We start from the raw sequence: 25,359 nt of genomic DNA, 5'->3' as shown, positions 1-25,359 counted from the left end.
AAGCGCATGGCCGTGGGTGTACTTGTGACCGGCGCCCGCCTTGGCCGCCAGCCCGGCCACGGCGGCGATCAGGGTGACGACACCCGCCGCGCCCCCGGGGCCCGCACCGCGATCGTCCAGCCCGATGGGCACCAAGATGACCTTCCCGCAGCGCGCCGGCCCCTCGGCCAGGTGATGCCCCGTCTTGGGCCGGTGAAAGGCGACGCTCAGGTCCGCCGGAACACAGGCGCCAAGGGGCCGCCCGCTGTCCGAACACAGCCCCGAGGGCAGATCGACCGACACCACCCGGGCGCCCTGCGCGCGCCATTCCCCGACCGAGGCGACCACCTCTGCCAGCGCGCCTTGCAGGGGACGGCCCAGCCCGGTGCCGAAAAGCGCATCCACCACCACGTCGGGCGCCGCCTGCCCCGCCAGCGCCCCCGGTGCTGCCAGGTCGCGCGCCGCGCCGTTCCAGCGGCCGTGGTTCGCCGCGGCATCCGGCGGCAGCTTTGCGGGGTCGCCGAACAGACACACCTCGACCGCCCAGCCCCAACCGGCCAGCAATCGCGCCACGACGAACCCGTCGCCGCCATTATTGCCGGGGCCGCAGAGCACCACCGCCCGGCCCGATGCCTGTGCCAGCGCGGGCCATTCCTCGAACACCGCCGCGACCAACCCGCGCCCCGCGCGCTCCATCAACTCCAGCCCGGTCACGGCCCCCGACTCGATGGTGGCGCCCTCGATGGCGCGCATTTGGGCGGCAGTCAGCAGTTCGGTCACGTTGTCAGCACTCCAGCGATTCAATTCCGCACATCTGCGCGGCTAGTTGCATAAAATTTAGGCGTCTTTTCGAGATTCCCCTCGGTCCCCCAGCCCCATGCAGCCTATCGGATTGAGGCCGCCTGCGGGAAGTGGTCTGACAACCCGGAAGCAGGCCTTGGCAAAGGGGAGTCGCGCCGATGAAGAAGATCGAGGCAATCATCAAACCGTTCAAGCTGGACGAGGTGAAGGAAGCCCTGCAAGAGGCCGGCATCCAGGGCCTGTCGGTGGTCGAGGTCAAGGGCTTCGGCCGGCAGAAGGGCCATACCGAACTGTACCGCGGCGCCGAATACGTCGTGGACTTCCTGCCCAAGGTCAAGATCGAGCTGGTGCTCGCCGACGACCAGGCCGAGGCCGCCATCGAGGCCATCGTCGACGCCGCCAAGACCGACAAGATCGGCGATGGCAAGATCTTCGTGTCGCCCGTCGAACAGGCGATCCGCATCCGCACCGGGGAGACGGGCGAAGAGGCCCTCTGATCCGATCCACACCACCCAACATGATAACAGGGGAAGACAAGAGACATGAGCAAAGCTGACGTTCTCAAGACGATCAAGGACGAGGAAGTCGACTACGTCGATATCCGTTTCACCGACCCGCGCGGCAAGCTGCAGCACGTGACGCTGATGGCCGACCAGGTCGACGAGGACTTCCTCGAAGAGGGCTTCATGTTCGACGGCTCCTCGATCCAGGGCTGGAAATCGATCGACCAGTCCGACATGAAACTGATGCCCGACACCAACAGCGCCTACATGGATCCCTTCTATGCCGAGAAGACCCTGTGCATGCACTGTTCCATCGTCGAGCCGGACACCGGCGAGGGCTATGACCGCGACCCCCGCGGCACCGCAGAACGCGCCGAGGCCTACCTGAAATCCAGCGGCATCGGCGACACGGCCTTCTTCGGCCCCGAGGCGGAGTTTTTCCTCTTCGACGACGTGCGCTACTCGGTCTCCATCAACAAGGTCGCCTACGAGATCGATGCGCTCGACGCCTCGTGGAACACCGACACCGAATACGAGATGGGCAACACCGGTCACCGCCCGGGCGTCAAGGGCGGCTACTTCCCGGTCAACCCCATCGACGACGGCCAGGACATCCGCTCGGAGATGCTCAGCACCATGAAGCGACTGGGCATGAAGGTCGACAAGCACCACCACGAGGTCGCCAGCTGCCAGCACGAACTGGGCCTGATCTTCGACAGCCTGACCAAGCAGGCCGACGAGCTGCAGAAATACAAGTATGTCATCCACAACGTCGCCCAGGCCTATGGCAAGTCGGCCACCTTCATGCCCAAGCCCGTCGCGGGCGACAACGGCACCGGCATGCACGTCAACATGTCTGTCTGGAAGGACAACAAGCCGCTTTTCGCGGGCGACAAGTATGCCGACCTGAGCCAGGAAGCGTTGTGGTTCATCGGCGGCCTGCTCAAGCACGCCAAGACGCTGAACGCCTTCACCAACCCGGCGACGAACTCCTACAAGCGGCTGATCCCGGGCTTCGAGGCCCCGGTTCTGCGCGCCTACTCGGCCCGCAACCGCTCCGGCTGCATCCGCATCCCCTGGACGGAGAGCCCCAAGGCCAAGCGCGTCGAGGCCCGCTTCCCCGACCCCTCGGCCAACCCCTACCTGTGTTTCTCGGCGCTTCTGATGGCCGGCCTCGACGGCATCAAGAACAAGATCGACCCGGGCCCCTCCTCGGACAAGGACCTCTACGACTTGCCGCCCGAGGAACTGGCCGACATCCCCACCGTCTGTTCCAGCCTGCGCGAGGCGCTGGAAAGCCTCGAGGCCGACCACGAGTTTCTGCTGGCCGGCGACGTCTTCTCGAAAGCGCAGATCGAGGGCTACCTGGAGTTGAAGTGGGAAGAGGTCTACGAATACGAACACACGCCGCACCCGGTGGAGTTCAAGCTCTACTACAGCTGCTGACGCCCCCCGATCCATCGGACCGTCACGAGATCTTTCCAAGGGGCGCGCCCGACCGGCGCGCCCCTTTTGCATATGGCAACCGGGCTGCTGAAATGCCGTCGCCGCGCTTGCAACAGTGCCCGGAGTCCGGCCGGATCGATGATGAACATCCGAGCAGGATGCGCCCTTTGCGCCCGATTCAACACAGTTCCGTCCAATCCCGGCCATTTTTGACCGCATAGTCGGGATTGGACGTGCTGCAGGAGACCGCGCAATGACCAGCTATGCCCCAACGACGATTGCCGCGCTGTGTTTCGCGAAACCGACACGGAGCGACTTCCAGTCGCTCACGCGAAACCTGGGGACAGCCTTCGCCGCCGCACAGGCGGCCGGTGACTGTATCACCGCCGCCCATGACGATTTCGTCATCTACGACCTGGGCCGGGCGCGGGTCTGGCTGTGCTACGCCGATTTCACCGCGGACCTGTCCGAGGCGCTTGGGGCGGGCGGCCTGCCCGCCGAGGGGCTGATCGTCGCCGTGGGGCCCGGTCCTGGCGCACCCGCAAGCGACCCGCTCTATACAGACCGCGCGGACCTCTGCCGCGGCTTGGCGCGGGAAATCAACCGCGCCGCGCCGGCCGATCACCTGATGGTCTTCGAACACGAACGAATGATCACCTCAGATATCTACGACGAGCTTGTCGATCTGGTCGGCCGCCTGGCCCGGCCAGACGCCGCGCACCGGACTGTCACCGTCGCACCCTTCCTGTCCGAACGGCCCGTCATCCCGGGCAGGCATACCCCCTCAGAGCCCCCCCGCCCGACACACGCGGCCCGGTCGGCCGACCGCACGGCGGTCGATGCCGTAGGCTGGGCCGACGCGACGCAGCGCGCCGAAGCCGCCGCCCTGCGCGAGGCCCTGCACGCCGAGGACGACGCGGCGGACGACACCGGCACCGCAATGGACGGGGTGCCTTACCCGACGGCTGGCCATCTACACCATGAACAGCGGCGCCATCATGCTCTCGGTCCCGCTGGGCATGGCGGCACTGACCTACTGCGCCCTCGGCCGCGAGGATGCACGTGTGCCCGCTCGCGCGATCGCTCTCGCCGGGGCGGCCATGGGCCTGATGCAGGCGGGCATCGGCGCACCGCTGCTGTCTTACCTGGTCTGAGGCGGAATCGGGCCGCGCCTCGGTCACCTTACCGTCACCGTGGCGAGGCCGGCCTTGCGATCGCGCGGCGCGGCGATCACCTTGGCGGGGTATCCGTCACAACAAGGGCCCGCCATGCCAACCGAGAAATTCACCTTCCAGGGCCATTCCGGCCATGACCTCGCCGCCCGGCTCGACCTGCCCGACGGGCCGCACCTGGCCACGGCGCTCTTCGCCCATTGCTTCACCTGCGGCAAGGATATCGCCGCCGCCCGCCGCATCGCCGCACGGCTGACCGGGCTGGGCATCGCCGTACTGCGCTTCGACTTCACCGGGCTGGGCCATTCCGAGGGGGAATTTGCCAACACCCATTTCACCAGCAACGTCGCGGACCTCAAGGCCGCCTGCGACGCCCTCGGCACGCGCGACATGACGCCATCGCTCCTGATCGGGCATTCACTGGGGGGAGCAGCGGTTCTCAAGGCGGCCGGGCAGATGGACCATGTTAGGGCCGTCGCCACGATCGCTGCCCCCCGCGACCCCGCGCATGTCACCCACACCTTCGGCGATGCTCTCCAGACCATCCGTGACGAGGGCGAGGCCGAGGTCAGCCTGGCCGGGCGGCCGTTCCGCATCGGGCGCGATTTTTTGGACGATGTGACCGAAACCCGGCTCACCGAGGCCATCGCCGGCCTCCGCGCGGCGCTTCTGGTCCTGCACGCCCCCCGCGACGAGATCGTGAGCATCGACAACGCCGCCAAGATCTTCGAGGCCGCCAAACACCCCAAGAGCTTCGTCACCCTCGACGATGCCGACCACCTGCTCAGCCAGGAGGCCGACGCGCATTATGCCGCCGATGTCATCGCCGCTTGGGCCGGGCGCTACCTGGACCTCAAGCGCCCCGCGCCGCCACCCGGCGCGCCCGAGGGCGTGGTGCGCGTCTCCGAAGCCACCCCCGAGGGCTTTCTCCAGGATATCCAGTCCGGCCCGCATCACCTGCAGGCGGATGAGCCCGAAAGCTACGGCGGCAGCAACCGCGGCCTCTCGCCCTACGGGCTGCTGGCCTCCGGGCTGGGGGCCTGCACCTCGATGACGATCCGCATGTATGCAAGGCGCAAGGGCTGGCCGCTGACCCGGGTGAAGGTGGACGTGACCCACGACAAGGTCCACGGACAGGACGCCGGCACCGAGGGCAAGGCCCGGATCGACCAGTTCCACCGCCGGATCACCCTTGAAGGGGACCTCGACACCGACCAGCGCCAGCGCCTGCTCCAGATCGCCGACAAGTGCCCCGTCCACCAGACCCTGGAACGCGCCAACGAGATCGTGACGGAACTGGCCGACTGACCCGCCCCTTCATCTTGGCCGATAAACTCCCCCCGGAGGGTCGGCTTCATCCTTCCCTCGGCCGGGTTCGGGGGCTCGGGCGGGCCATATGTCCCGCAAAAACAGCGAAGGGCGGACCGCCAGGTCCGCCCTTCTCGATTTTCGAACCGTCGCGGGATCAGCCGCGGGCGCGGCCCATCAGTTTCCACAGGCCCGGCACGAGCAAGGCGGCCAGGACGAGCTTGAGCGCGTCCCCCACCAGGAAGGGCGTGATGCCCCACTCCAGCGTCTGCGCCCAGCCCGAGGCGAACTGGTGCAGCCAGAGCAGCCCCGGCACGTAGATTAGCGCGTTGCCGATCACCATGGCCAGCGCCATGAGGCCGATGCTCCGGTCCCAGCCGCGGCGCGCCAGGTGGCCCAGCGCGGCGGCGGCCAGCGCATAGCCCACAAGATAGCCACCGGTGCCGCCCATCATGTACGTCAGACCGGCCTCCTGCCCGGCGAAGACCGAGGCGCCCAGCGCCCCCAGGGCGAGGTAGCCCAGCACGGTGATCAGCCCCAGCCGCGCGCCATAGGCCGCGCCCACGGTCAGCACGCCGAAGGTGGTCATGGTGATCGGCACCGGAGTGCCGGGCAGGAAAACCTGCACCTTGGCCGAGGCCGCCAGCAGGGCGATGCCCAGCACCACCATCAGCGCCTGCTTGGCGCGTAGCGCGGGGCCCGCGGCGGGCCCGAAGGTGTCGAACAGAACGGTGTCACTTGCGGTTGCAGCCATGTCCCGGCTCCTTTCAGGTTTGTTTTGCCGATCTGAATGCCTCACTCCCCCCCGCGACGCAAGGAATTTGCCCGGCGATCCGGCAAACATGCAAACCTTCTGCAAAGCCGATTCGCGGTTTTGCAAATCAGGCCAGGGGCTCATGGAGGGTCCGGCTCACATAGGCCTTGCGCGGCCCCGTGACCCGCCAGGTGGCCGTCCAGCACGGCCAGCGGGTGAAATCATAGGCCACGCGGTAGTGATCGGAGCCGCAGGGGTGATCACTGCCCGCCCCCTGCCCCGCGGGCACGAAGTGGTGAAAAGGCCGGCCATCCTCGAAGAAGACCGCGACGCCCGAGGCCTCGAAGCGCCAGAGATAGCGCCGTTCGGCCTGCATCGGTGCGCGCCCGGGCAGGTGCAGGCGGCCGCTCTCCGCGTAGATCAGGCCCGCCGCATCGGGGGTAAAGCACACGGTCCCCTCGGCGCGCAGGACCTGCCCGGTCAGGGCATCCTCGATCTCGCGCGCGAAGCGAAAGCCGGGCCGGAAATCCGCCGCCCCCAGCCAGGCCCCCGGCGCGCCTCGGTCTGGTCGCTGCGGCATCGCGCGGCCCTCCCTTGCCCATCGCCGACCCCCCTTTTAAGAGGCATGCACGTGATGCTCCAGTGATGAAAAGGCCCTGCCCATGATCCCCCGCTACGCCCGTCCCGAAATGACCCGGATATGGGAGCCCGCCACTAAGTTCCGCATCTGGTACGAGATCGAGGCCCATGCCTGCGACGCCCAGGCCGATCTCGGCGTGATCCCCAAGGCAAGCGCCGCAGCGGTCTGGACGGCCAGCGACGTGGACTTCGACGTCGCCCGCATCGACGAGATCGAGGCCGTCACCAAGCACGACGTCATTGCCTTTCTCACCCACTTGGCCGAGATCATCGGCCACGAGGAGGCCCGCTTCGTTCATCAGGGCATGACGTCCTCGGATGTGCTGGATACCACGCTGAACGTGCAACTCGTGCGCGCCGCCGACATCCTGCTGGTGGACATGGACAAGGTGCTCGCCGCCCTGAAAAAGCGCGCGCATGAGCACAAGGACACCGTCCGGATCGGCCGCAGCCACGGCATCCATGCCGAACCCACCACCATGGGCCTGACCTTCGCGCGCTTCTACGCCGAGATGGACCGGGGCCGCAAACGGCTGGAAGCCGCCCGCGCCGAGATCGCCACCGGGGCCATCTCGGGCGCCGTGGGCACCTTTGCCAACATCGACCCGGCGGTCGAGGCGCATGTCTGCGCGCAGATGGGCCTGACGCCCGAACCGATCAGCACCCAGGTGATCCCGCGCGACCGCCACGCCATGTTCTTCGCCACGCTTGGCGTCATCGCAAGCTCCATCGAGAACATCGCAACCGAGATTCGGCACATGCAACGCACCGAGGTGCTGGAGGCCGAGGAGTTCTTTTCGAAGGGGCAGAAGGGCAGTTCGGCCATGCCGCACAAGCGCAACCCGGTGCTGACCGAGAACCTGACGGGGCTGGCCCGGCTGGTGCGCATGGCCGTGACCCCCGCGATGGAAAATGTGACACTGTGGCATGAACGCGACATATCGCACAGCTCGGTCGAGCGGGGAATCGCCCCCGATGCCACCGTGACGCTGGATTTCGCCCTGCACCGACTCGCCGGCGTGATCGACAAGCTGGTCGTCTATCCCGACACCATGCTGGCCAACCTGCACAAGTTCCGCGGGCTGGTGATGTCGCAGCGGGTGCTTCTGGCGCTGACCCAGGCCGGTGTCAGCCGCGAGGACGCCTATGCCCTGGTCCAGCGCAACGCCATGAAGGTCTGGGAAGAAGACAAGGATTTCAAGTCCGAGCTGCTTGCCGATCGGGATGTCACGGCGGTGCTGAGCGCCGAGGAGCTCGAAGAGAAGTTCGACCTCGCCTATCACACCAGGCACGTCGACACGATCTTCGCGCGGGTCTTCGGCACGACATGACCCCAGGGCCCGCGCCCCGCCGGGCGCAGGCCCCTCGCGGATCTCGATACCGCCCCCTCAGGCGGCAGGCGCTTGGACCACACCGGGTTGGGGCCGATGGGTCTGCCGGGGCAGCCGGGGCGCCGTCGGCTCGGCCTCGATGGCCATGACGGCATATTTGTGGCCGTCATCCTTGTTGACGTAGGGATCGCCGAGAAGCTCCGCGCCATAGCCAAGCCGGCGCAGGGACCGCAACAACCACAGATTGCTCAGCGAAATCAACCTGTGCGCGCCCTCGCGCGCGGCCATGTCGATCAGCCCGTCCACGATCATGTCGAGGCAGAGGTTGCGCATCTTCATCGACTTGACTGCGGGGGCGATGACAAGACGGGTGCATTCCCAGACTTCGGAGCTGACGATGTGGTGCCTGAGGACGGTCGATGGGATCGTGCCCAGTTTGCCGGTCATGGCATCCCCCAACATGTAGGTATGTTCGCCCCATTTCGCCGAACAGGCCATGGCCCGGGCCCCGGCGATCACCCGCCCCTGATCGAGCACGAGCGAGTAGCGTGCCTCCGGGTTGTCGTATTGATCCATCTCCAGATCGTCGTTGTGGGGGATGTCCCAGCCCAGTTTATCGACGAAGAACTGCTTGCGCAGCGCGAGATAGTCGAAATAGGCGGACCCGTACTGGTAGCTGTGGGACAAGCGAAACGTGATATTTTCCATGATGACTCTCCTTTGTGGAGAGTCCAGTTAGCCCTGCCATCGCCGCGCTGTTAACCTTGGATTTCAGGCGCAAAACGAAATTGCGCGCAGTGCCTGCGCGTTAACATTACGTTAATCAAAAGCTGTTTTTAAATGAGTCCGAACTCGCATGCCATGGCGGCGGCCTGGGCGCTGGTCTGAGCGTTCAGTTTCGTCTTGGCGTTCTTGAGGCGCTGCTTGATCGCCCCTTCGGTGACACCAAGCTCATGGGCCACCTGCTTGAGCCGCATGCCGCGCTTGATCATCCCCAGCGCCTCGATTTCGGCGGGTGTCAGGTTCGTTGGGGGGGCCTTGGTCCGGTGCAGCTGATCCACGTAGCATTCGAACTGCGCGATTTCCGCATCGGTGAATTCGCGGTCGCCGCGCACGAAGGTCCCGAAGGACCGCTGCCCTTCGCGGTTGCCGTCGTAGCAGGCCACCGCCGCCCCGTAACGCAGCCCGAAGACCTGCGCCTGTTCCAGGACACGCATCGGGTCAGGCAGGTCCAGCGCGCTCCAGCGAATGGCACCGGTGTTGGAATAGATCCAGCGGATCACCGGGTCGTGCAGCATGAACCGATTCTGGGTGTAATGATCCACCCAGGCCCAGGGAAGCGCATTGACCTCTTCCAACGGAAAGGCAAACCCCACCCGCAGGGCGATGTAATAGCCCGCGCTGGCCGGAACGAGAACGCTATCCGGGGGCTGCTCCTGGTTCTGATGAGTCATGTCAGCGGGATGGATAACCGATTTCCCTGTTCTTCTGAAAACGCAAGACTTACGTTGGACGCGCCTAGTTTGCAATGTATGTCGGGTCAGCGGTTGCAGGCAACCATAAAGCGAGTTGGGGAAACGCCAAATGGCCGACAAACAAGATATTCGCACCGTGTTGGTGCGGCTGGAGAACCAGTCGCCAACGGGCTTCGCGATCGCCTTTCACATCAAGTTCACGACACCGGAATTCCTGCTCCAGACCTATCCGAAAGACTGGATCGACCTCTATTCGGAACGCGGATACGTAATGAGTGATCCGATCGTGCGCTGGGGATTTTCCGAGACCGGCGTGATGAGCTGGGCCGACCTCGCCACATGGGACGATGCCGGGGTGCTGGCAGAGTCCGAACGCTTCGGGATGAAGCACGGGGTCGCCATCTCCATCGAAGCCGAAGGCACCCGCAGCGTGGCCGGCTTCGCCCGCAGCGACCGCGATTTCACCGGTGAAGAAGTCGCGCGGCTGAAGGCCGACGTCGAGGCGCTTCACCGCATGACCTCGTCGGCAGATGGCATGAACCCCACGATGCGCAAGGAACTTCATGAACTTTCCGTGCAGATGACCCATCCGGGCTCCTCGGAATGAAACCGCAGCCGCATTAAGAAAATCGCAAGGGGCGCAGCAGCAATCTCGGCCCGTTCGCACATGCTGCCGCAATCGCCAAGAGGCCCCGATGTCCCTCTCCGCCACCGAGCTGAGCCGCGCGCGCAAGGCCGCGCTGCTGGTGCAGTACCTGCTCAACGACGGGCAGGACCTGCCGCTGGCCGACCTACCCGAGGATAGCCAGATGCGCCTGTCACGCGAGTTGGGCGCACTGGGGCTGGTGGATCGCGCGACGCTCGAATCGGTGGCACGCGAATTCTCCGAGGCCCTGGGCAACCTGGCCATGACGGTCCCCGGCAGCATCGAAGCCGCCCTAGCCGGGCTGGATGGCAGAATCAGCCCCCAGGCCCTGCAGAAACTGCGCGACGAGGCCGCAAGCCAGGCCGACGCAGACCCCTGGACACAGCTGCGCACCCTCGAAGCCGATGACCTTGTCACGCTGCTCGAGTCCGAAAGCCCCGAGATCGGTGCAGTGCTGCTGTCGAAATTGCCCACGGCGCGCGCGGCTGACCTGCTGGCGCGCCTGCCCGGCGAGCGTGCCCGGCGTATCGCCCACGCGGTGGCACGCACCGCCGAGATCCGCCCCGAGGCCGTCGCCCGCGTGGGCGCGGCGCTGGCGGGCCAGTATTGCGGGGCCGGCGCCCCCGCCTTCGCACAGACCCCGGGCCAGCGCGTGGGGGCCATCCTCAACGCCAGCACGGCAGAAACGCGCGACCGCCTGCTGCAAGAGCTTGCCGACCATGACCCCGACTTCGCCGAGGACGTGCGCCAGTCGATCTTTACCTTCGCGGACATCCCCGAGCGGCTGGCCGCGCTCGACGTGCCCAAGGTCATCCGCGACATCCCAGGCGACGACCTGGTCAAGGCCCTGTCCAGCGCGCAGGCCACCGGCGGCGGGCTGGACAGGGCCGCCGACCATATCCTGTCGAACATGTCGCAGCGCATGGCCGACAGCCTGCGCGAGGAAATGAGCGAGTTGGGCAAGGTCCGCAGATCCCAGGGCGAAGCGGCCCAGGCCGCCGTGGTCACCGCCATTCGCGCGGCCGCTGATGCCGGGACAATTGCCCTGGTCGCGTCCGAGGAAGAAGAGGAAGACTGAGGCGCGGCGGTCGGCCGAAGGGGCCGGTCAGCGGGCTTCACCCGCCGCTAGGATCGGCCCCGGCCCGACGCGCTGCACCAGCACAACGGCACGGTCCTCGCCCGGCACCTGTGCGTTCAGGTCCAGATCGCGCTGTCCCGACCAATCGGTCAGCACCTCCCAACCGGTGACGATATTGCCGTAGGTCAGCTTCCGCCCGGCATTCTCGCCCCGGCGGATGTCCACGACCTCGCGCGGGGTGTAGCGCACCAGGTGAATGCGCGCGGGCTTGAGTCCGGGCCCATCATGGCGCAGCGCGATGCGCAGCGCGTCGCCGTCGCGCTGCACGTCGAGCGTGATGCCATGATCGACCCCGGCATGATCGCGGATGGCGTCGGCGACTTCCATCGCGCGGGTGCCGACCACATGGGTCTGGCCCGCGATGACCATCTGCGGCGTGTAGACCGCGGCCTGGTTGGCGGCGTAGGCATAAGCCTTCTGCCGCCGGGTATGGGCCGGGTCCGCAAAACTGTCCTTCCAGCCGATGTAGTCCCAGTAGTCTACGTGCAGCGCCAGCGCGATGACATCGTCCCGTTCGGCCAGTTCCAGCAGCATGGCATCGGCGGGCGGGCAATTGGAACAGCCCTGCGAGGTGAAAAGCTCCACCACCACCGGGCCGGGCTCGGCCCGCAGGGCCGGGGCGGCAAGCGAAAGGGCAAGGATCAGGGCTGTGAGGAGTCGTCGCATCATGGGGTTCCGCTGTGACTGACCGTCTAGCTAGCCCACCGCGCGGGCAAATGCCAATCAAGCGTTTGCGAGCCTCTGTCACATGGACAGCCCCGCCGCGGCTGACCTACGGTTGTCGCATGATCCGCTTTTTCCGGCCTTGGCAAACGGCTGCATACAATAGTATACCCGGACTCGAATCCGACCCCGGACGCACCGCGCCCATCGCCCACCCGCAAAGGAGGCCCCCATGCCCATCACTGTCGGCCATGATTCGACCCAGACCCGCAAGACGCTGACCGTCGGCGATCAATCCGTCGCCTATTACTCGATCCCCGCCGCCCAGGCCGCTGGCCTGGGCGATTTCTCGAACCTGCCGGTCGCGCTCAAGGTCGTGCTCGAGAACATGCTGCGCTTCGAGGACGGCAAGACCGTCACCGTCGACGACATCAAGGCCTTCAGCGACTGGGCCAGCAAGGGCGGCCAGAACCCGCGCGAGATCGCCTATCGCCCGGCCCGCGTGCTGATGCAGGACTTCACCGGCGTGCCGGCGGTGGTGGACCTGGCCGCGATGCGCGACGGCATCAAGGCCTTGGGCGGCGACGCGCAGAAGATCAACCCGCTGAACCCCGTCGATCTTGTCATCGACCACAGCGTGATGATCGACGAGTTCGGCAACCCCCGCGCCTTCCAGATGAACGTGGACCGCGAATACGAGCGCAACATGGAACGCTACCAATTCCTCAAGTGGGGCCAGAACGCGTTCAACAACTTCCGCGTCGTGCCGCCGGGCACGGGCATCTGCCACCAGGTGAACCTGGAATATCTCGGCCAGACCGTCTGGACCGACACCGACCAGCACGGCCAAGAGGTCGCCTACCCCGATACGCTGGTCGGCACCGACAGTCACACCACGATGATCAACGGCCTTGGCGTGCTCGGCTGGGGCGTCGGCGGCATCGAGGCCGAGGCCGCCATGCTGGGCCAGCCAATTTCCATGCTGATCCCCGAGGTCGTGGGCTTCAAGCTCACCGGCGCCATGGTCGAGGGCACGACGGCGACCGACCTGGTGCTGCGGGTCACGCAGATGCTGCGTGAGAAGGGCGTCGTCGGCAAGTTCGTGGAGTTCTACGGCGATGGGCTCGATCACCTGCCGCTGGCCGACCGCGCGACACTCGGCAACATGAGCCCCGAATTCGGCGCCACCTGCGCCTTCTTCCCCATCGACGCCGAGACCCTGCGTTACCTCGTACAGACCGGGCGCGACAAGAACCGCATCGCGCTGGTCGAAGCCTACGCCAAGGAACAGGGCCTGTGGCGCGAACCGGGGGCGGAGCCGGTGTTCACCGATACCCTCGAACTGGACATGGGCACCATCGTGCCCGCCATTTCCGGGCCCAAGCGCCCGCAGGACCACACCCCGCTGGACGAGGCCGCCGAGGCCTTCTTCGACGTGGTGGCCGAATACCGCGGCACGGACGTGAGTGACAACGGCAACGGCATGGCCGACGAAGGCCCGGCGCCGGACCCGGTGATCGACCCGCGCAAGAGCGAGAAGGTCAAGGGCGAGGACTACGAACTGCGTGACGGCTCGGTCGTGATCGCCTCGATCACGTCCTGCACCAACACCTCGAACCCCTATGTCATGATCGGCGCCGGGCTGGTGGCGCGCAAGGCCCGCGCACTGGGCCTGGACCGCAAGCCCTGGGTCAAGACCTCGCTGGCACCGGGCAGCCAGGTGGTGTCGCACTACCTCGAGGCCGCCGGCCTGCAAGAGGACCTCGACGCCATCGGCTTCAACCTGGTGGGCTATGGCTGCACCACCTGCATCGGCAACTCCGGCCCGATCCAGCAGGAGCTGTCCGATGCCATCGCCGAGGGCGATCTGGTGGCGACCTCGGTCCTGTCGGGCAACCGCAACTTCGAGGGCCGGATCAGCCCCGACGTCCGGGCCAACTACCTGGCCAGCCCGCCGCTGGTCGTGGCCTATGCCCTGGCAGGCGACATGAACATCAACATCGCTAAGGACCCGATCGCGCAGACGCCGGAGGGCCGCGATGTCTACCTCAAGGACCTCTGGCCGACCCAGGCCGAGATCGCCGAACTGGTCGAGAAGACCGTCACGCGCGACGCCTTCCAGTCGAAGTATGCCGATGTCTTCAAGGGCGACGAGAAGTGGCAGGATGTCGAGGTCACCGATGCCGAGACCTATGACTGGCCCGCGGCCTCGACCTACATCCAGAACCCGCCCTATTTCCAGGGCATGTCGCCCGAGCCGGGCAAGATCACCAACCTGCAGGGCGCCCGCGTTCTGGCCATGCTCGGCGACATGATCACCACCGACCACATCAGCCCCGCCGGCGCCTTCAAGCCCAGCACGCCGGCGGGCCAGTACCTGACCGAGCGCCAGGTGCCGGTGCGCGAGTTCAACTCCTACGGCAGCCGCCGCGGCAACCACGAGGTCATGATGCGCGGCACCTTCGCCAACATCCGCATCCGCAACGAGATGCTGGACGGGGTCGAGGGCGGCTACACCAAGGGCCCCGACGGCGAGCAGACCTCGATCTTCGAGGCCGCCATGGCCTATCAGGAGCAGGGCACCCCGCTGGTCATCTTCGGCGGGGAGCAATACGGCGCCGGCTCCAGCCGCGACTGGGCCGCCAAGGGCACCAACCTGTTGGGCGTCAAGGCCGTGATCGCCGAGAGCTTCGAGCGCATCCACCGCTCGAACCTGGTGGGCATGGGCGTGATCCCCTTCGAGTTCACCGGCGGCGACACCCGCAAGACCCTGGGCCTGACGGGAGATGAAAGCGTCTCGATCAAGGGGCTGGACAGCATCCAGCCGCTGCAGGAGGTCCCCTGCGAGGTCACCATGGCCGACGGCACGGTCAAGGAGATCACGCTGAAATGCCGGATCGATACCGCGATCGAGATCGAATACGTCGAACACGGTGGCGTGCTGCACTACGTTCTGCGCAACCTCGCGCAAGAGGCCGCCTGACCCGTTTCGCCGGGCCGAACCGCTATCAAAATGTCGCGCCCCCGCGGGGGGCGCGGCTTTTTTGGTTTGCGCCTCCGGCGGCGGTATTTTTGACCCAAAGACTCGCTGGCGAGTAAGGGTCAGGCCGCGTGACGGGACAGCAGCATCCGGATCTCGGCCAGTTTGTCAGCCACGCGCACGGCGTCGCCGCGCGCCTCTATGTTCAGTCGGACCACCGGTTCGGTGTTGGACCGGCGCAGGTTCACACGCCAGTCGCCCATGTCGTAGCTGATCCCGTCAAGGCGGTCTTCGGCGCGGGCCTGGGGGCCGTAGGCGGCCTCGAAGGCGGACACCGCGGCGTCGACATCCGCGATGCGGAAGTTGACCTCGCCCGAGGAAGGGTAATCGCGGCGCAACTCGGCCAGCATCGCCGACAGCGGCCGGTCACTGCGCGCAACCAGTTCGGCCAGCAGAAGCCAGGGGATCATGCCGCTGTCGCAGTAATTGAAGTCGCGGAAGTAGTGATGCGCCGACATCTCGCCGCCATAGGCTGCGTCGCGGTCGCGCATGATGCCCTTGATATGCGAGTGCCCCACCCGTGACAGGATCGGCGCGCCGCCCGCCTGCCGGACCGCATCCTCGGTCGACCAGATGACCCGCGGGTCATAGACGATGCCGGCGCCCGGTTCCTTTGCGCAGAAGGCCCGGGCCAGAAGCGTGACGACATATTCGCCATCCACGAAGGCGCCGGTCTCGTCGAAGAAGAAGCAGCGGTCGAAATCACCATCCCATGCCACGCCCATGTCGGCGCCATGGGCGGTCACGGCCTCGGCGGTGGCGGCACGGTTTTCCGGCAAAAGCGGGTTGGGGATGCCGTTGGGAAAGCTGCCGTCGGGGCTGTGGTTGATCTTGACGTAGGTGAACGGCACGCCGTCGAGTGCCGCCTCCAGTGCGTCGAAGGTGGGCCCGGCAGTACCGTTTCCGGCATTGACGACGATTTTCAGGGGCCGCAGCCCCTGAGGGGCCAGATACCCCATCAGATGCGCCACATAGGCGGACCGGGAATCGCGGTGCGCGACCCCGCCGCCGGGCCGGTCCGGGCCGAAATCGCCCGCCTCGGCCAGCGCCCGGATCTCGGCCAGGCCGGTCTCGGCCGAGATCGGCCGGGCGCCCGCCCGCACCATCTTGATGCCGTTGTAATCCATTGGGTTATGGCTGGCGGTGACCATCAGCCCGCCGCCCGCCTCATGATGGGGGGTCGCGAAATAGACCTCTTCGGTGCCGCAAAGGCCGATGTCGATGACCTGCACGCCCTCGGCCACCAGCCCGCGGTGGAGCGCGTCCTGCAGGCCCGCGCTGCTGGGGCGGATGTCGCGGCCCGTGACCACGGTGCCGGGGTCCATGACGCGGGCGAAGGCGCGGCCGATGGATTCGCAGATCCCCTCGGTCAGCTCCGTACCCAACTGGCCGCGCACGTCATAGCTCTTGAAACAGGTCAGCATGTTCAGGCCTCCGCGAGGTGAGTCAAATGAGGCAGGGTCATTGGGCGCGGGCCGCGTCGAGGGCCGGGCGCAGGCGGGTTTCAACGGCGCGCCGGGTCACCGGGCCGGCCACCCGCGTCACGATTGTGCCGTCGCCGTCGATCAGGAAGGTCTCGGGCACGCCGTAGACGCCCCAATCCAGCGCCATGGCCCCGCCGGGGTCGGTGCCCACGGCGGTATAGGGATCGCCCAGTTCCTGCAGGAAGGCCAGCGCGTTGGGGTCCTTGTCCTTGTAGTTGATGCCGTAGACCGGCAATCCATCATCGGCCAGCGCCGTCAGGTGCGGGTGTTCAACCCGGCAGGGGGCGCACCAGCTGGCCCAGAAGTTGACCAGCTTGATCTCGCCGTCGCGCAGCATGGCATCGGTCAGCGCGGTCTTGTCACCCAGGGGGGCGACCTCGGTCACCGGGGCGGGTTGCCCGGCCAGCGCGGTGGGCAGTTCGTCGGGGTTGCCACTGAACATGGCATAGGCGAATAGCCCGGCGATTGCCGCGAAGATCGCCGGGGGGATGAACATCAGCGGTCTAGCCATTACGGGCCGCCTTCTGGCGTTCCACGGCCTCCAGGGTGGCACGGGCGCGGCGCGCCGCGCGCACCGAGATCCAGACCAGCCCCAGCAGCAGCAGGATCGAGACCGCATAGGCCGAGAGCACCTCGGCGGCGTATTTTCCAAGGTCGGGGATCATCCGGTCATCCTTGCTTGCAGGGCGCGGGCGCGGCGCAGGCGAATCTCGGTCTGGGTGCGCAGGATGACCAGCCCGACGAAGAGCAGGATGAACCCGGCGATACAGACCAGCGCCGGATACCAGAAGACATCGGCGACGTTTTCCTCGGCGTCCAGCGACAGCGAGGCGCCCTGGTGCAGCCCCTGGTTCCAGAAGTTGACCGCGTAGCGGCTGAGCACCGCGAAGACCGAGCCGACGATGCAGAGCACGCTGGTCAGGTCGGCGGCGGTGTCGTCATCCTCGATCGCGGTCCAGAGGGCGATGTAGCCCAGGTAGAACAGGAACAGGATCAGGAAGGAGGTCAGCCGCGGGTCCCAGGCCCACCAGGTGCCCCACATGGGCTGGCCCCAGACCGCCCCGGTGAACAGCGCGATCAGCGTCATGACGATGCCGATGGGCGCCGCCGCCTTGGCGGCCAGGGCGCTGACATGGTGACGCCGGATCAGCCAGACCAGCGAGGTCACCAGCATCATGACCCAGATGTTGATCGCCATCATGGCCGCCGGGACATGCAGGTAGAAGATCTTGACCGTGCTGCCCTGGCGGAAGTCATCGGGGGTGAAGAAGAAGCCCCAGACCAGCCCGCCGAACAGGCAAAGCGCCGCGCCCCACATCACCCAGGGCAGAACCGGGGTGGTGGTCGCGATGAACTTCTTCGGATTGGCATATTCCCAGATCGACATGTCTACCTCCTACCCGCTCGCGCACGGCCGCTCAATGCCTCTTCACCGTAGATTGACGCGAAGCGCCGCCGCCGTGGCAAAGGGCAGGAAGGCGAAGACGCCAAGGGTGATCCCGCCCTGCAGCACAAGTGCCGTGGTGGCGGAAAACCCCTCGGCCCCGCGCCGCACGGCCTCGGCCCCGAAGATCAGCGTCGGGATATAGAGCGGCAGCACCAGCAACGACATCAGCAGCCCGCCGCGGCGCAGACCCACGGTCAGGGCGGCTCCGAATGTGCCGATCATCGACAGCGCCGGCGTGCCCACGGCCAGCGAGATCAGCAAAAAGACATGGGCGGAGGGTTTCAGGTGCAGCAGGAAACCCAGCGCCGGGGCGGCCAGGGTGAGCGGCAGCCCGGTGGTCGTCCAATGGGCCAGCCCCTTGATGAGCGCCACCGCCTCCAGCGGCAGGGGCGAGGTGGCCAGCAACGGCAGCGAGCCGTCCTCGAAGTCCAGCGCGAAGATGCGGTCGAGCGACAGCAGCGCCGCCAGCAGGGCCGCCACCCAGAGGATGCCCGGCGCGATGCGGCTGAGCAGCTCGGACTGCGGCCCGACGCCGAAGGGCACCAGCACGATGACGATCAGGAAAAAGGCAAGCCCGAGGCCGAAGCCCCCGCCCGCGCGCACCGCCAGGGCCAGGTCGCGCTTGAGCAGGGCGATCACAGGAAGGCCTCGTCGCTGCCGCCGCGCGCGTCGGGGGCGGCCACATAGGGGCTCAACTCCAGTGTCGGCGCCTCCAGCCCGAGGTCGATATGGGTGGCGATCACGGCGATTCCCCCCTCGCCCAGGTGCCGTGTCCGCAGCCAGTCGGCGAACATCTTCACCGAAAAGCCATCGAGCGAGACGGTGGGTTCGTCCAGAAACAAGACGCTGCGCCCGATCACGCCCAGCCGGGCCAGGCCAAGGCGGCGCTTCTGCCCGGCACTGAGCGTGCCCGCCAGCCGGTCCCGCAGGGCCAGCAGATCGAAATCGGCCAGAACGCCCTCGTCCAGCGCGCTGCCATGCACCTCGGCCCAGAACACCAGGTTCTCGGTCACGCTCAGTTGCGCCTTGATACCATCGGCATGGCTGGCATAGGCGCCGCTTTCCTCGGGAAAGGAAATCTCGCCCGTCAGCGCGGGTTGAAGCCCGGCCAGCGTGCGCAACAGCGTGGTCTTGCCCACGCCGTTGGGGCCGCGCAGGATCAGCGCCTCGCCGGGGGCGCAGTCGAAGCTGACCCCCTCGAGTACGGGCCGGCCGCCACGGGCCACGCCCAGGTTTCTGACATGCAGACTCATGGGCCTACCGATAGCGCAAGCCTCAGACGGGCAACAGGGCCAAACCGACGCGGCGGCCCTCGGCCAGCAGCACATTGTAGGTGCGGCAGGCGGCCGGCGAGGCGCTGAATTCCACGCCGATCCCCGCCTCTTCAAGGCGGGTCCGCAGGCCCTTTGGCAGATGCGCGATCTCGGCCCCGGTGCCCACCAGCAGAACGTCGATGACCGGGCCAAGCTCCAGCAGCGGGTCGATCGCGTCGAGCCCCGCCCAAGGGCTGACGCCACGGGGCGAGACGATGACCGCGCCCTCGACAACCTCGCCGCCGATGCGAAAGAAGCCCGGGCCGTAGCCGTCGACCGGCCGGGCGTCGTCGAAAACAACTTCGTTCATGCGCATCTCTTACCCCCAAATCGGCAATCCCACGGTCCCGGCCCCGCCAATCAGCACGTAGGCCGTGCCCCGGTATAGGCCAGCCTGGGCGGGGTTGAAAAGCCGTCGCCCGAGATAGGCGCCCAGTGCATAGACCGGCAGCAAGGCAAGGCCCAACAGCACGGTCTCGCGGGTCATGGCCCCCTGCAGGGCCATGATCGGCAGCAGCGCCAGCGTTGACAGCGACAGCACAACGATGGCATTGGCGCGGGTCCGGGCGGCGGCATCCGGCCCGCCCAGCTGGAACAGCACCAGGACGGGGCCATTCATGCCCACCGATCCGCCAAGAAATCCCACGCTCGCGCCCACGCCCGGCCAGGCCGGCAGGCCCGGGCTCTGGCGGTAGCGCCAGCCCGACAGAAGCGCGGCCAATGTGCCAAGGACCACAGTCGAGACCGCCCCGCGCAGCGCCATCGGGTCCGTCGTGCGCAGCACCCGGACACCGAGGGGTACCAGCGCCACGGCGGCGGCCAGCATGGTCAGCGCCACGGGCATGAAGATCAGCGCCGCTCCGAACCCGGCAAAGCCGTAGGCCAGCCCCGAGACGAGGGCGATTTCAATCAGCCACGGGTCGATCATCACGGCCTGCGCCCGGCCCCCACCGGGGGCTCAGGCGTCGACATTGCCGAACTGGTTGGCCACCTGGCCAGGGTCTTTCTTCGACCAGTCGCGCTTGACCCCAAGCACCAGCAAGACCGTCGATGCCACGAAGATCGAGGAATAGGTCCCCACGATCACGCCCCAGATCATCGCGAAGACGAAGCCCCGGATCACGTCACCGCCCAGCACATAGAGAGAGACCAGCGCCAGAAGCGTTGTGATCGAGGTCATGAAGGTCCGGCTCAGCGTCTCGTTGATCGAGATGTTGAGCACCTCCTTGAGCTCTTTCTTCTTGTACTTGCGCAGGTTCTCGCGGACCCGGTCGAAGAAGACGACCGTGTCGTTGAGCGAATAGCCGACGATGGTCAGAAGCGCGGCGATGATCGCCAGGTCGAACCTGATCTGTAGCTCGCTGAATATCCCCATGGTCAGCACGATGTCATGCACCAGCGCGACCACGGCGCCCAGGGCGAACTGCCACTCGAAGCGCATCCAGATGTAGATCAGCACCGCCCCGATGGCCAGCAGCACGGCGATGGCCGCGGCCTGGATCAACTCACCCGAGACGGTCGGCCCGACGGATTCCACCGACGGGAATCCGACCTCCGGATCGATCTCCTGCAAGGCGCCCTGCACCGCGCTGATGGTCTCGTTCGTCACGCTCTCCTCGCCCTCCTGGGCCTGGATCGAGACGGTCTTGACGTTCTGATCGGGCCCGAAGTTGGGGTCGAAGACCTCGGTGATCGAGACATCGCCCAGCTCAAGCGCGTCCAGCGCGCTGCGATACTCGGCCACCGAGACCGCCTGCGGACTGTCGGTGCGGATCGTCGTGCCGCCCTTGAAGTCAATGCCGTAGTTCAGCCCCTGCAACAGGAAGCTGACGAAGGCCACCACGACCAGCACCGAAGACAGCCCCAGCCAGAGCCGTGCGCGGCCGAAGAAATCCCAGGTCGTGCCTTGCTTGACCAGCCGCAGGTATTTGCCCGCAAAGAGCTGTTTCGGCCGCTTGCGCTCGAACCACATAACGATCAGCAGGCGCGTCAGGAAGATCGCCGTGAAAACCGAGGTCAGGATGCCCAGCCCCAGCGTGACGGCAAAGCCGCGCACCGGCCCCGCGCCCATGAAGAACAGAATGCAGGCGGTGATGAAGGTGGTGATATTGGCGTCCACGATGGCCGAGAGCGCCTTTTCGTAGCCCAGCTCGATCGCCCGCGCCGGCCCCTTGGCGGATTTTCGTTCCTCGCGGATACGTTCGAAGACCAGCACGTTGGCGTCCACGGCCATGCCGATAGTCAGCACGATCCCCGCGATGCCCGGCAGGGTCAGAGTCGCCCCCAGCACACTGAGCGCGCCGAAGACCAGCATCAGGTTCACGATCAGCGCGATATTGGCGAAAACCCCAAAGAGCCCGTAACTGAGCACCATGTAGATCAGCACCGCTATGAAGGCGACGATGCAGGCGATGGCCCCCGCCTCGATGCTGTCCTGGCCCAGTTCCGGCCCGATGGTGCGTTCTTCCAGGAAGGTCAGTTCGGCCGGCAGCGCCCCCGCCCGCAGCAGGACGGCCAGTTCCGTGGTCTCCTCGACGCTGAACTGGCCGGTGATGATGCCCGACCCGCCCGGGATATGGCTCTGGATCACCGGGGCACTAACCACCTCGTCGTCCAGCACAATGGCGAAGGGCGAACCGATGTTCTCGGCCGTGTAATCCCCGAAGGCCCGCGCGCCGGCGGTGTTGAACCGGAAGGACACCGCGGGGCGGCTGTTCTCGTCCATCGTCGGCTGGGCATTGACCAGCGCCTCGCCCGAGACGACGGGCGTGCGCTCGACGATGTAGAAAGTGCCCGTCTCGTCCAGCGAGGGCAGGATGATATTGCCCGACCCGGGGCTGTCATCGCCATCGGTGGTGCGGCTGACGACCGGGTGGAAGGTCAGCCGCGCGGTGGTGCCGATGATGTCCTTGACCTCCTGCGCGCTGCCCACGCCGGGCACTTGCACAAGGATACGGTCCGCGCCCTGGCGCTGGATGTTGGGCTCGCGGGTGCCGACCTCGTCGATGCGGCGGCGGATGATCTCGAGCGCCTGGCGCACCGTGCGGTCGTCGCTGGCGGCCTTCTCGGCCTCGGACAGTTGCACGACGAGCACCCCGTCACGCGCCTGCACGTCCAGATCGGTGGAGGTGGCCCCGGTGAGCGACTGTACCGGCTGCGCCAGCCCGCGCACCAGGTCCAGCGCCCGCGGCATGGCCTCGGGATTGGCGATGCGCACATGCAGCTGACCGGCCGGGGCGTCCTCCTCGCGGGTGACGAACCCGACCGCATCGCGCTCGGCGGCCAGCACGTCGCGCACCTCGGGCCACATGGCCCTGATGCGACGGTCGTAGACCTCCTCGACCTGCACCTGGGCCAGCAGATGCGCCCCGCCCCGCAGGTCGAGCCCGAGGTTCACCAACCCGTCCGGCAGGAAAGAAGGCCACTGGGCCGCCTGCTGGTCCAGCGCGGCGTCACTGGTCCCCTCGGCGATCACCGACTCGGCGTCGTTGGATTGCTCCACACGGGTGTAAAAGGCATTGGGCAGCGCCAGCATCACCCCGGCCAGCACCACCAGCCAGATTGCCAAGCGTTTCCAAAGATCGATCTGCAACATGGCGACTGTCCCTGCCGGGCCGCGACCGACCCCTGGATATCCGGAAACGGGGCCGCGATGGCCCCGGGTGTCAGCCCTCGGCGGGCTCGGTCTTGCTGAGGACCTGCGAGATGGTCGACTGCACAACGCGCACCTTGACGCCCTGGGCCAGCTCGACCTCGAGCTCGTTGTCGTCCTTGACCTTGGTGACCTTGCCGATCAGCCCGCCCTGGGTGACGACCTGGTCGCCCCGGCGCAGCGCCTTGACCATGGCCTGGTGATCCTTGACCTTCTTCTGCTGGGGGCGGATCAGCAGGAAATACATGATCGCGAAGATCAGCAGCAGTGGCACGAATTGGGCGAGCGCTTCCATCGGGTATCCTCTCGTTGCGTGGCCCGGCGGGCCGATCATCTTGGTAAAACGCGCCGGGTGAATGTGCAACGCCCCCGCGCAGGCTTGCGGGGGGATATGGGGCAAAGGGCGCGCGGGTGCAATGCGTCAGAGTTTCAAACGGCGGTTTTGATCCGGGATACAGGCCAGCCACGAGCGCGGGCCGACCCTTGCCTCAGCGCGGCAGCACGATATCCACGCGCAACCCGCCCAGATCCGCGCTGTCGACCAGCCGCAAAGTGCCGCCATGGCTGCGCGCGATATCCGACACGATCGCCAGCCCTAGACCCACGCCTGGGCCCCGGTCCTGATTGCGCGCCCGATCCAGCCGGGTAAAGGGGCGCACCGCGTCCTCGCGCGCGTCCGCCAGAATGCCCGGCCCGTCATCCTCGACCGAGAAGCATACCGCCCGCGGGCTGACCTGCACGCCCAGCCGCGCGCGGCTGCCATGGCGCAGCGCGTTGCCGATCAGGTTTTCCAATGCGCGGCGCAGGGCCAGCGGGCGCAGTTGCACCTCGACCCCCTCGCCCACCATGGCGCCGGCCTCGACGGCCTGGTCCATGCGCGCCGCATCCGCGATCACCTGCCGCGCCAGCGCCACCGGGTCCACCGCGGCGCGTTCGTCCTCGGCCGCCCCGCGCGCGTAGTCCAGAAAGGCGTCCAGCAGGCGCTCCATGTCCGACACGTCGCGGATCAGCGGCGCCACCTCCTCCGGCTCCAGCATGTCCAGCCCGAGCTTGAGCCGCGTCAGGGGCGTGCGCAGGTCATGCGATATCCCCGACAGCATCAGCGTGCGCGCCTGGGTCTGGCGTTCCAGCCGGGCGCGCATGTCGAGGAAGGCATGGCCGGCGGCGCGCACCTCGGTCGCGCCGGCGGGGCTATAAGGGATCACCCGCCCACGACCGTATTCGGCCGAGGCATTGGCCAGCCGTTCGATCGGGCGCAGCTGGTTGCGCAGGTAGATATAGGCGATCACCGTCATCAGGATGCCCAGCAGCACCATGAGCACCAGCAGCTGGTGCGGGTTCGAGGCCGAGACCCGCTGCCGGTCAAAGCCCACCGACATCGGCCCGTGCGCCGTCTCGATCCAGAGCCTGACTCGCCGGTCATCGGGCAGCAGGATAGGCCCCAGCCCGGGCAGCCCCTCGCGCAGCACCCGCCGCAGCACAAGCCCCGAGAAGTCGTACCAGCGGCGCCGGTCGGCCGCGGGGACATCCGTATCGGGCAACTGCACGTCCAGCGCCAGCGCCGGGGCGGTGTCCGAGATCTCGTCCCGCGCCGCGGCAACGTCGGCAGCGGCGTTGACCAGATCGGTCACATAAGTCAGGTCATAGAGCACCGAGCGCGTCATCTGCTCCGTTACATCCTCGAAGTAACGCTGTACGAACGAGACGGAGATGGCCAACTGCAGCGTGATCACCGGCAGGATCAGGATCAGCGCCGCCCGGCCATAGAGGCCGCGGGGCATGTATCGTTTGAGCCACTGGAACATCATGGGCTAAGGCTATCCCCGCCACGCCGGGAAGGAAATGCACGATGCAACACCCCCAGGAGGCCCCCGCGCCGGGGCAGCCCATCGCCCTCGCCCCGGGGCTGCTGCGGGTGCTGGCCCCCAATCCCGCGCCCATGACCCACTGGGGCACCAACAGCTATCTGCTGGGAACGGACCGCCTCGCGGTGATCGACCCCGGCCCGGCGGACTCGCGCCACCTTGCAGCGCTGCGCGCGGCGATCGACGGGCGCCCGGTCAGCCATATCCTCGTCACCCATGCGCATCTGGACCATTCGCCGCTGGCCGCGCCGCTGGCGCGCGAGACCGGCGCGCCGGTGCTGGCCTTTGGCGATGCCCGGGCGGGCCGCAGCGCGGCGATGGCAAAGCTGACCCGCGCCGCGGCGCTCGGCGGTGGCGAGGGGGTGGATGCGGGTTTTGTGCCCGACCAGTGCCTGACCGAGGGCGAGACCGTGACGGGCGACGGCTGGACCCTGCGCGCGCTGCATACGCCGGGGCACATGGGCAATCACCTCTGCCTGCTCTGGGGCGACACGGCCTTCAGCGGCGATCACGTCATGGGCTGGGCCACATCGCTGGTCTCGCCCCCCGATGGCGACCTGAGCGACTTCATGGCCTCGCTCGCGCGGCTGGCCGCGACCGGGGTGCAAAAGCTCTGGCCCGGCCACGGTGCCCCGGTGGCCGACGCCCAGGCCCGCATCACCGCACTGATCGCCCATCGCGCGGCCCGCACGGCGCAGACCCG

The 25,359-nt window shown here is 67.1% G+C and carries 26 protein-coding genes; 9 read left to right on the top strand and 17 right to left on the bottom strand.

Annotation, left to right across the window (positions count from 1 at the left end):
* A partial coding sequence (locus ACH107_RS15315; protein WP_412506578.1) for an NAD(P)H-hydrate epimerase occupies positions 1 to 759 on the bottom strand: 759 nt, incomplete at its 3' end.
* Between the two features lie 179 nt (positions 760 to 938).
* Between ACH107_RS15315 and ACH107_RS15310 the strand changes: the two genes are divergently transcribed.
* The 4 genes from ACH107_RS15310 to ACH107_RS15295 all read left to right on the top strand — a co-directional run bounded on the left by ACH107_RS15310 (position 939) and on the right by ACH107_RS15295 (position 5,209).
* Positions 939 to 1,277, top strand: coding sequence for a P-II family nitrogen regulator (locus tag ACH107_RS15310; RefSeq protein WP_310691611.1), 339 nt, complete (start codon positions 939 to 941; stop codon positions 1,275 to 1,277).
* A gap of 45 nt (positions 1,278 to 1,322) precedes the next feature.
* On the top strand, positions 1,323 to 2,729 hold the full coding sequence (gene glnA, locus ACH107_RS15305; RefSeq protein WP_310691610.1) for a type I glutamate--ammonia ligase: 1,407 nt from the start codon (positions 1,323 to 1,325) through the stop codon (positions 2,727 to 2,729).
* A gap of 253 nt (positions 2,730 to 2,982) precedes the next feature.
* Entirely contained in the window at positions 2,983 to 4,041 is a 1,059-nt protein-coding gene (locus ACH107_RS15300) for a hypothetical protein (RefSeq protein WP_412506577.1), read from the top strand.
* On the top strand, positions 3,998 to 5,209 hold the full coding sequence (locus tag ACH107_RS15295; protein ID WP_310691608.1) for a bifunctional alpha/beta hydrolase/OsmC family protein: 1,212 nt from the start codon (positions 3,998 to 4,000) through the stop codon (positions 5,207 to 5,209). The genes ACH107_RS15300 and ACH107_RS15295 overlap by 44 nt, the downstream gene beginning before the upstream one ends.
* A gap of 157 nt (positions 5,210 to 5,366) precedes the next feature.
* Here ACH107_RS15295 and ACH107_RS15290 read toward each other — a convergent pair whose 3' ends face one another.
* Positions 5,367 to 5,963 (bottom strand): biotin transporter BioY, encoded by a 597-nt coding sequence (locus ACH107_RS15290; RefSeq protein ID WP_310691607.1) that lies wholly within the window; start codon positions 5,961 to 5,963, stop codon positions 5,367 to 5,369.
* 127 nt (positions 5,964 to 6,090) lie between these two features.
* Positions 6,091 to 6,543, bottom strand: a complete 453-nt coding sequence (locus ACH107_RS15285; RefSeq protein ID WP_310691606.1) for a DUF6314 family protein — start codon at positions 6,541 to 6,543, stop codon at positions 6,091 to 6,093.
* An 82-nt stretch (positions 6,544 to 6,625) separates the two neighbouring features.
* Between ACH107_RS15285 and purB the strand changes: the two genes are divergently transcribed.
* A complete protein-coding gene (purB, locus tag ACH107_RS15280; RefSeq protein ID WP_412506576.1) occupies positions 6,626 to 7,933 on the top strand; it encodes an adenylosuccinate lyase in 1,308 nt (435 codons plus the stop codon).
* A 57-nt stretch (positions 7,934 to 7,990) separates the two neighbouring features.
* Here the strand turns inward: purB and ACH107_RS15275 are convergent, their stop codons facing one another.
* Positions 7,991 to 8,641, bottom strand: coding sequence for an acyl-homoserine-lactone synthase (locus tag ACH107_RS15275; protein ID WP_412506575.1), 651 nt, complete (start codon positions 8,639 to 8,641; stop codon positions 7,991 to 7,993).
* A gap of 128 nt (positions 8,642 to 8,769) precedes the next feature.
* Positions 8,770 to 9,387 carry a helix-turn-helix transcriptional regulator gene (locus ACH107_RS15270; protein WP_412506574.1) on the bottom strand — a complete coding sequence of 206 codons (618 nt, stop codon included), beginning with the start codon at positions 9,385 to 9,387 and terminating at the stop codon, positions 8,770 to 8,772.
* A 130-nt stretch (positions 9,388 to 9,517) separates the two neighbouring features.
* Between ACH107_RS15270 and ACH107_RS15265 the strand changes: the two genes are divergently transcribed.
* Both ACH107_RS15265 and ACH107_RS15260 read left to right on the top strand, forming a co-directional pair.
* Positions 9,518 to 10,015, top strand: coding sequence for an autoinducer binding domain-containing protein (locus ACH107_RS15265; protein ID WP_310691831.1), 498 nt, complete (start codon positions 9,518 to 9,520; stop codon positions 10,013 to 10,015).
* An 88-nt stretch (positions 10,016 to 10,103) separates the two neighbouring features.
* Positions 10,104 to 11,132: a flagellar motor switch protein FliG gene (locus ACH107_RS15260; protein WP_412506573.1), complete on the top strand. Its 1,029-nt coding sequence runs from the start codon at positions 10,104 to 10,106 to the stop codon at positions 11,130 to 11,132.
* Positions 11,133 to 11,159: 27 nt separating this feature from the next.
* On the opposite strand, the gene ACH107_RS15255 is transcribed toward ACH107_RS15260, so the two are convergent.
* Positions 11,160 to 11,858 carry a DUF1223 domain-containing protein gene (locus ACH107_RS15255; RefSeq protein ID WP_412506572.1) on the bottom strand — a complete coding sequence of 233 codons (699 nt, stop codon included), beginning with the start codon at positions 11,856 to 11,858 and terminating at the stop codon, positions 11,160 to 11,162.
* A 229-nt stretch (positions 11,859 to 12,087) separates the two neighbouring features.
* On the opposite strand from ACH107_RS15255, the gene acnA reads away from it, so the two are divergent.
* Positions 12,088 to 14,838: an aconitate hydratase AcnA gene (gene acnA / locus ACH107_RS15250; RefSeq protein WP_412506571.1), complete on the top strand. Its 2,751-nt coding sequence runs from the start codon at positions 12,088 to 12,090 to the stop codon at positions 14,836 to 14,838.
* 119 nt (positions 14,839 to 14,957) lie between these two features.
* On the opposite strand, the gene ACH107_RS15245 is transcribed toward acnA, so the two are convergent.
* The 11 genes from ACH107_RS15245 to ACH107_RS15195 all read right to left on the bottom strand — a co-directional run bounded on the left by ACH107_RS15245 (position 14,958) and on the right by ACH107_RS15195 (position 24,599).
* Positions 14,958 to 16,325, bottom strand: coding sequence for a phosphomannomutase (locus ACH107_RS15245; protein WP_412506579.1), 1,368 nt, complete (start codon positions 16,323 to 16,325; stop codon positions 14,958 to 14,960).
* A gap of 31 nt (positions 16,326 to 16,356) precedes the next feature.
* Positions 16,357 to 16,890, bottom strand: a complete 534-nt coding sequence (locus ACH107_RS15240; protein ID WP_310691825.1) for a DsbE family thiol:disulfide interchange protein — start codon at positions 16,888 to 16,890, stop codon at positions 16,357 to 16,359.
* Positions 16,883 to 17,044 carry a heme exporter protein CcmD gene (ccmD, locus tag ACH107_RS15235; protein ID WP_310691824.1) on the bottom strand — a complete coding sequence of 54 codons (162 nt, stop codon included), beginning with the start codon at positions 17,042 to 17,044 and terminating at the stop codon, positions 16,883 to 16,885. Before ccmD ends, ACH107_RS15240 begins: the two co-directional genes overlap by 8 nt.
* Positions 17,041 to 17,766, bottom strand: a complete 726-nt coding sequence (locus tag ACH107_RS15230; RefSeq protein WP_310691823.1) for a heme ABC transporter permease — start codon at positions 17,764 to 17,766, stop codon at positions 17,041 to 17,043. Before ACH107_RS15230 ends, ccmD begins: the two co-directional genes overlap by 4 nt.
* 42 nt (positions 17,767 to 17,808) lie before the next feature.
* Entirely contained in the window at positions 17,809 to 18,465 is a 657-nt protein-coding gene (gene ccmB / locus ACH107_RS15225) for a heme exporter protein CcmB (protein WP_310691822.1), read from the bottom strand.
* Positions 18,462 to 19,079: a heme ABC exporter ATP-binding protein CcmA gene (gene ccmA, locus ACH107_RS15220; protein ID WP_412506570.1), complete on the bottom strand. Its 618-nt coding sequence runs from the start codon at positions 19,077 to 19,079 to the stop codon at positions 18,462 to 18,464. Before ccmA ends, ccmB begins: the two co-directional genes overlap by 4 nt.
* A 22-nt stretch (positions 19,080 to 19,101) precedes the next feature.
* Positions 19,102 to 19,455 carry an Mth938-like domain-containing protein gene (locus ACH107_RS15215; protein ID WP_412506569.1) on the bottom strand — a complete coding sequence of 118 codons (354 nt, stop codon included), beginning with the start codon at positions 19,453 to 19,455 and terminating at the stop codon, positions 19,102 to 19,104.
* A 3-nt stretch (positions 19,456 to 19,458) separates the two neighbouring features.
* Positions 19,459 to 20,067, bottom strand: a complete 609-nt coding sequence (locus tag ACH107_RS15210; protein WP_412506568.1) for a TSUP family transporter — start codon at positions 20,065 to 20,067, stop codon at positions 19,459 to 19,461.
* A gap of 30 nt (positions 20,068 to 20,097) precedes the next feature.
* Positions 20,098 to 22,734 (bottom strand): protein translocase subunit SecD, encoded by a 2,637-nt coding sequence (gene secD / locus ACH107_RS15205; RefSeq protein ID WP_412506567.1) that lies wholly within the window; start codon positions 22,732 to 22,734, stop codon positions 20,098 to 20,100.
* Between the two features lie 70 nt (positions 22,735 to 22,804).
* The gene (yajC, locus tag ACH107_RS15200) at positions 22,805 to 23,086 is read right to left on the bottom strand and encodes a preprotein translocase subunit YajC (RefSeq protein ID WP_310691817.1); all 282 of its coding nucleotides are present in this window, start codon (positions 23,084 to 23,086) and stop codon (positions 22,805 to 22,807) included.
* A gap of 193 nt (positions 23,087 to 23,279) precedes the next feature.
* Positions 23,280 to 24,599, bottom strand: a complete 1,320-nt coding sequence (locus tag ACH107_RS15195; RefSeq protein ID WP_412506566.1) for an ATP-binding protein — start codon at positions 24,597 to 24,599, stop codon at positions 23,280 to 23,282.
* Between the two features lie 41 nt (positions 24,600 to 24,640).
* Here ACH107_RS15195 and ACH107_RS15190 point away from each other — a divergent pair.
* A partial coding sequence (locus ACH107_RS15190) for an MBL fold metallo-hydrolase (protein ID WP_412506565.1) occupies positions 24,641 to 25,359 on the top strand: 719 nt, incomplete at its 3' end.

It is taken from the genome of Roseovarius halophilus (ex Wu et al. 2025) (assembly GCF_047086965.1).
The sequence above is the reverse complement of the archived record's forward strand: the minus strand, read 5'-3'. Positions and strand labels throughout refer to the sequence as shown.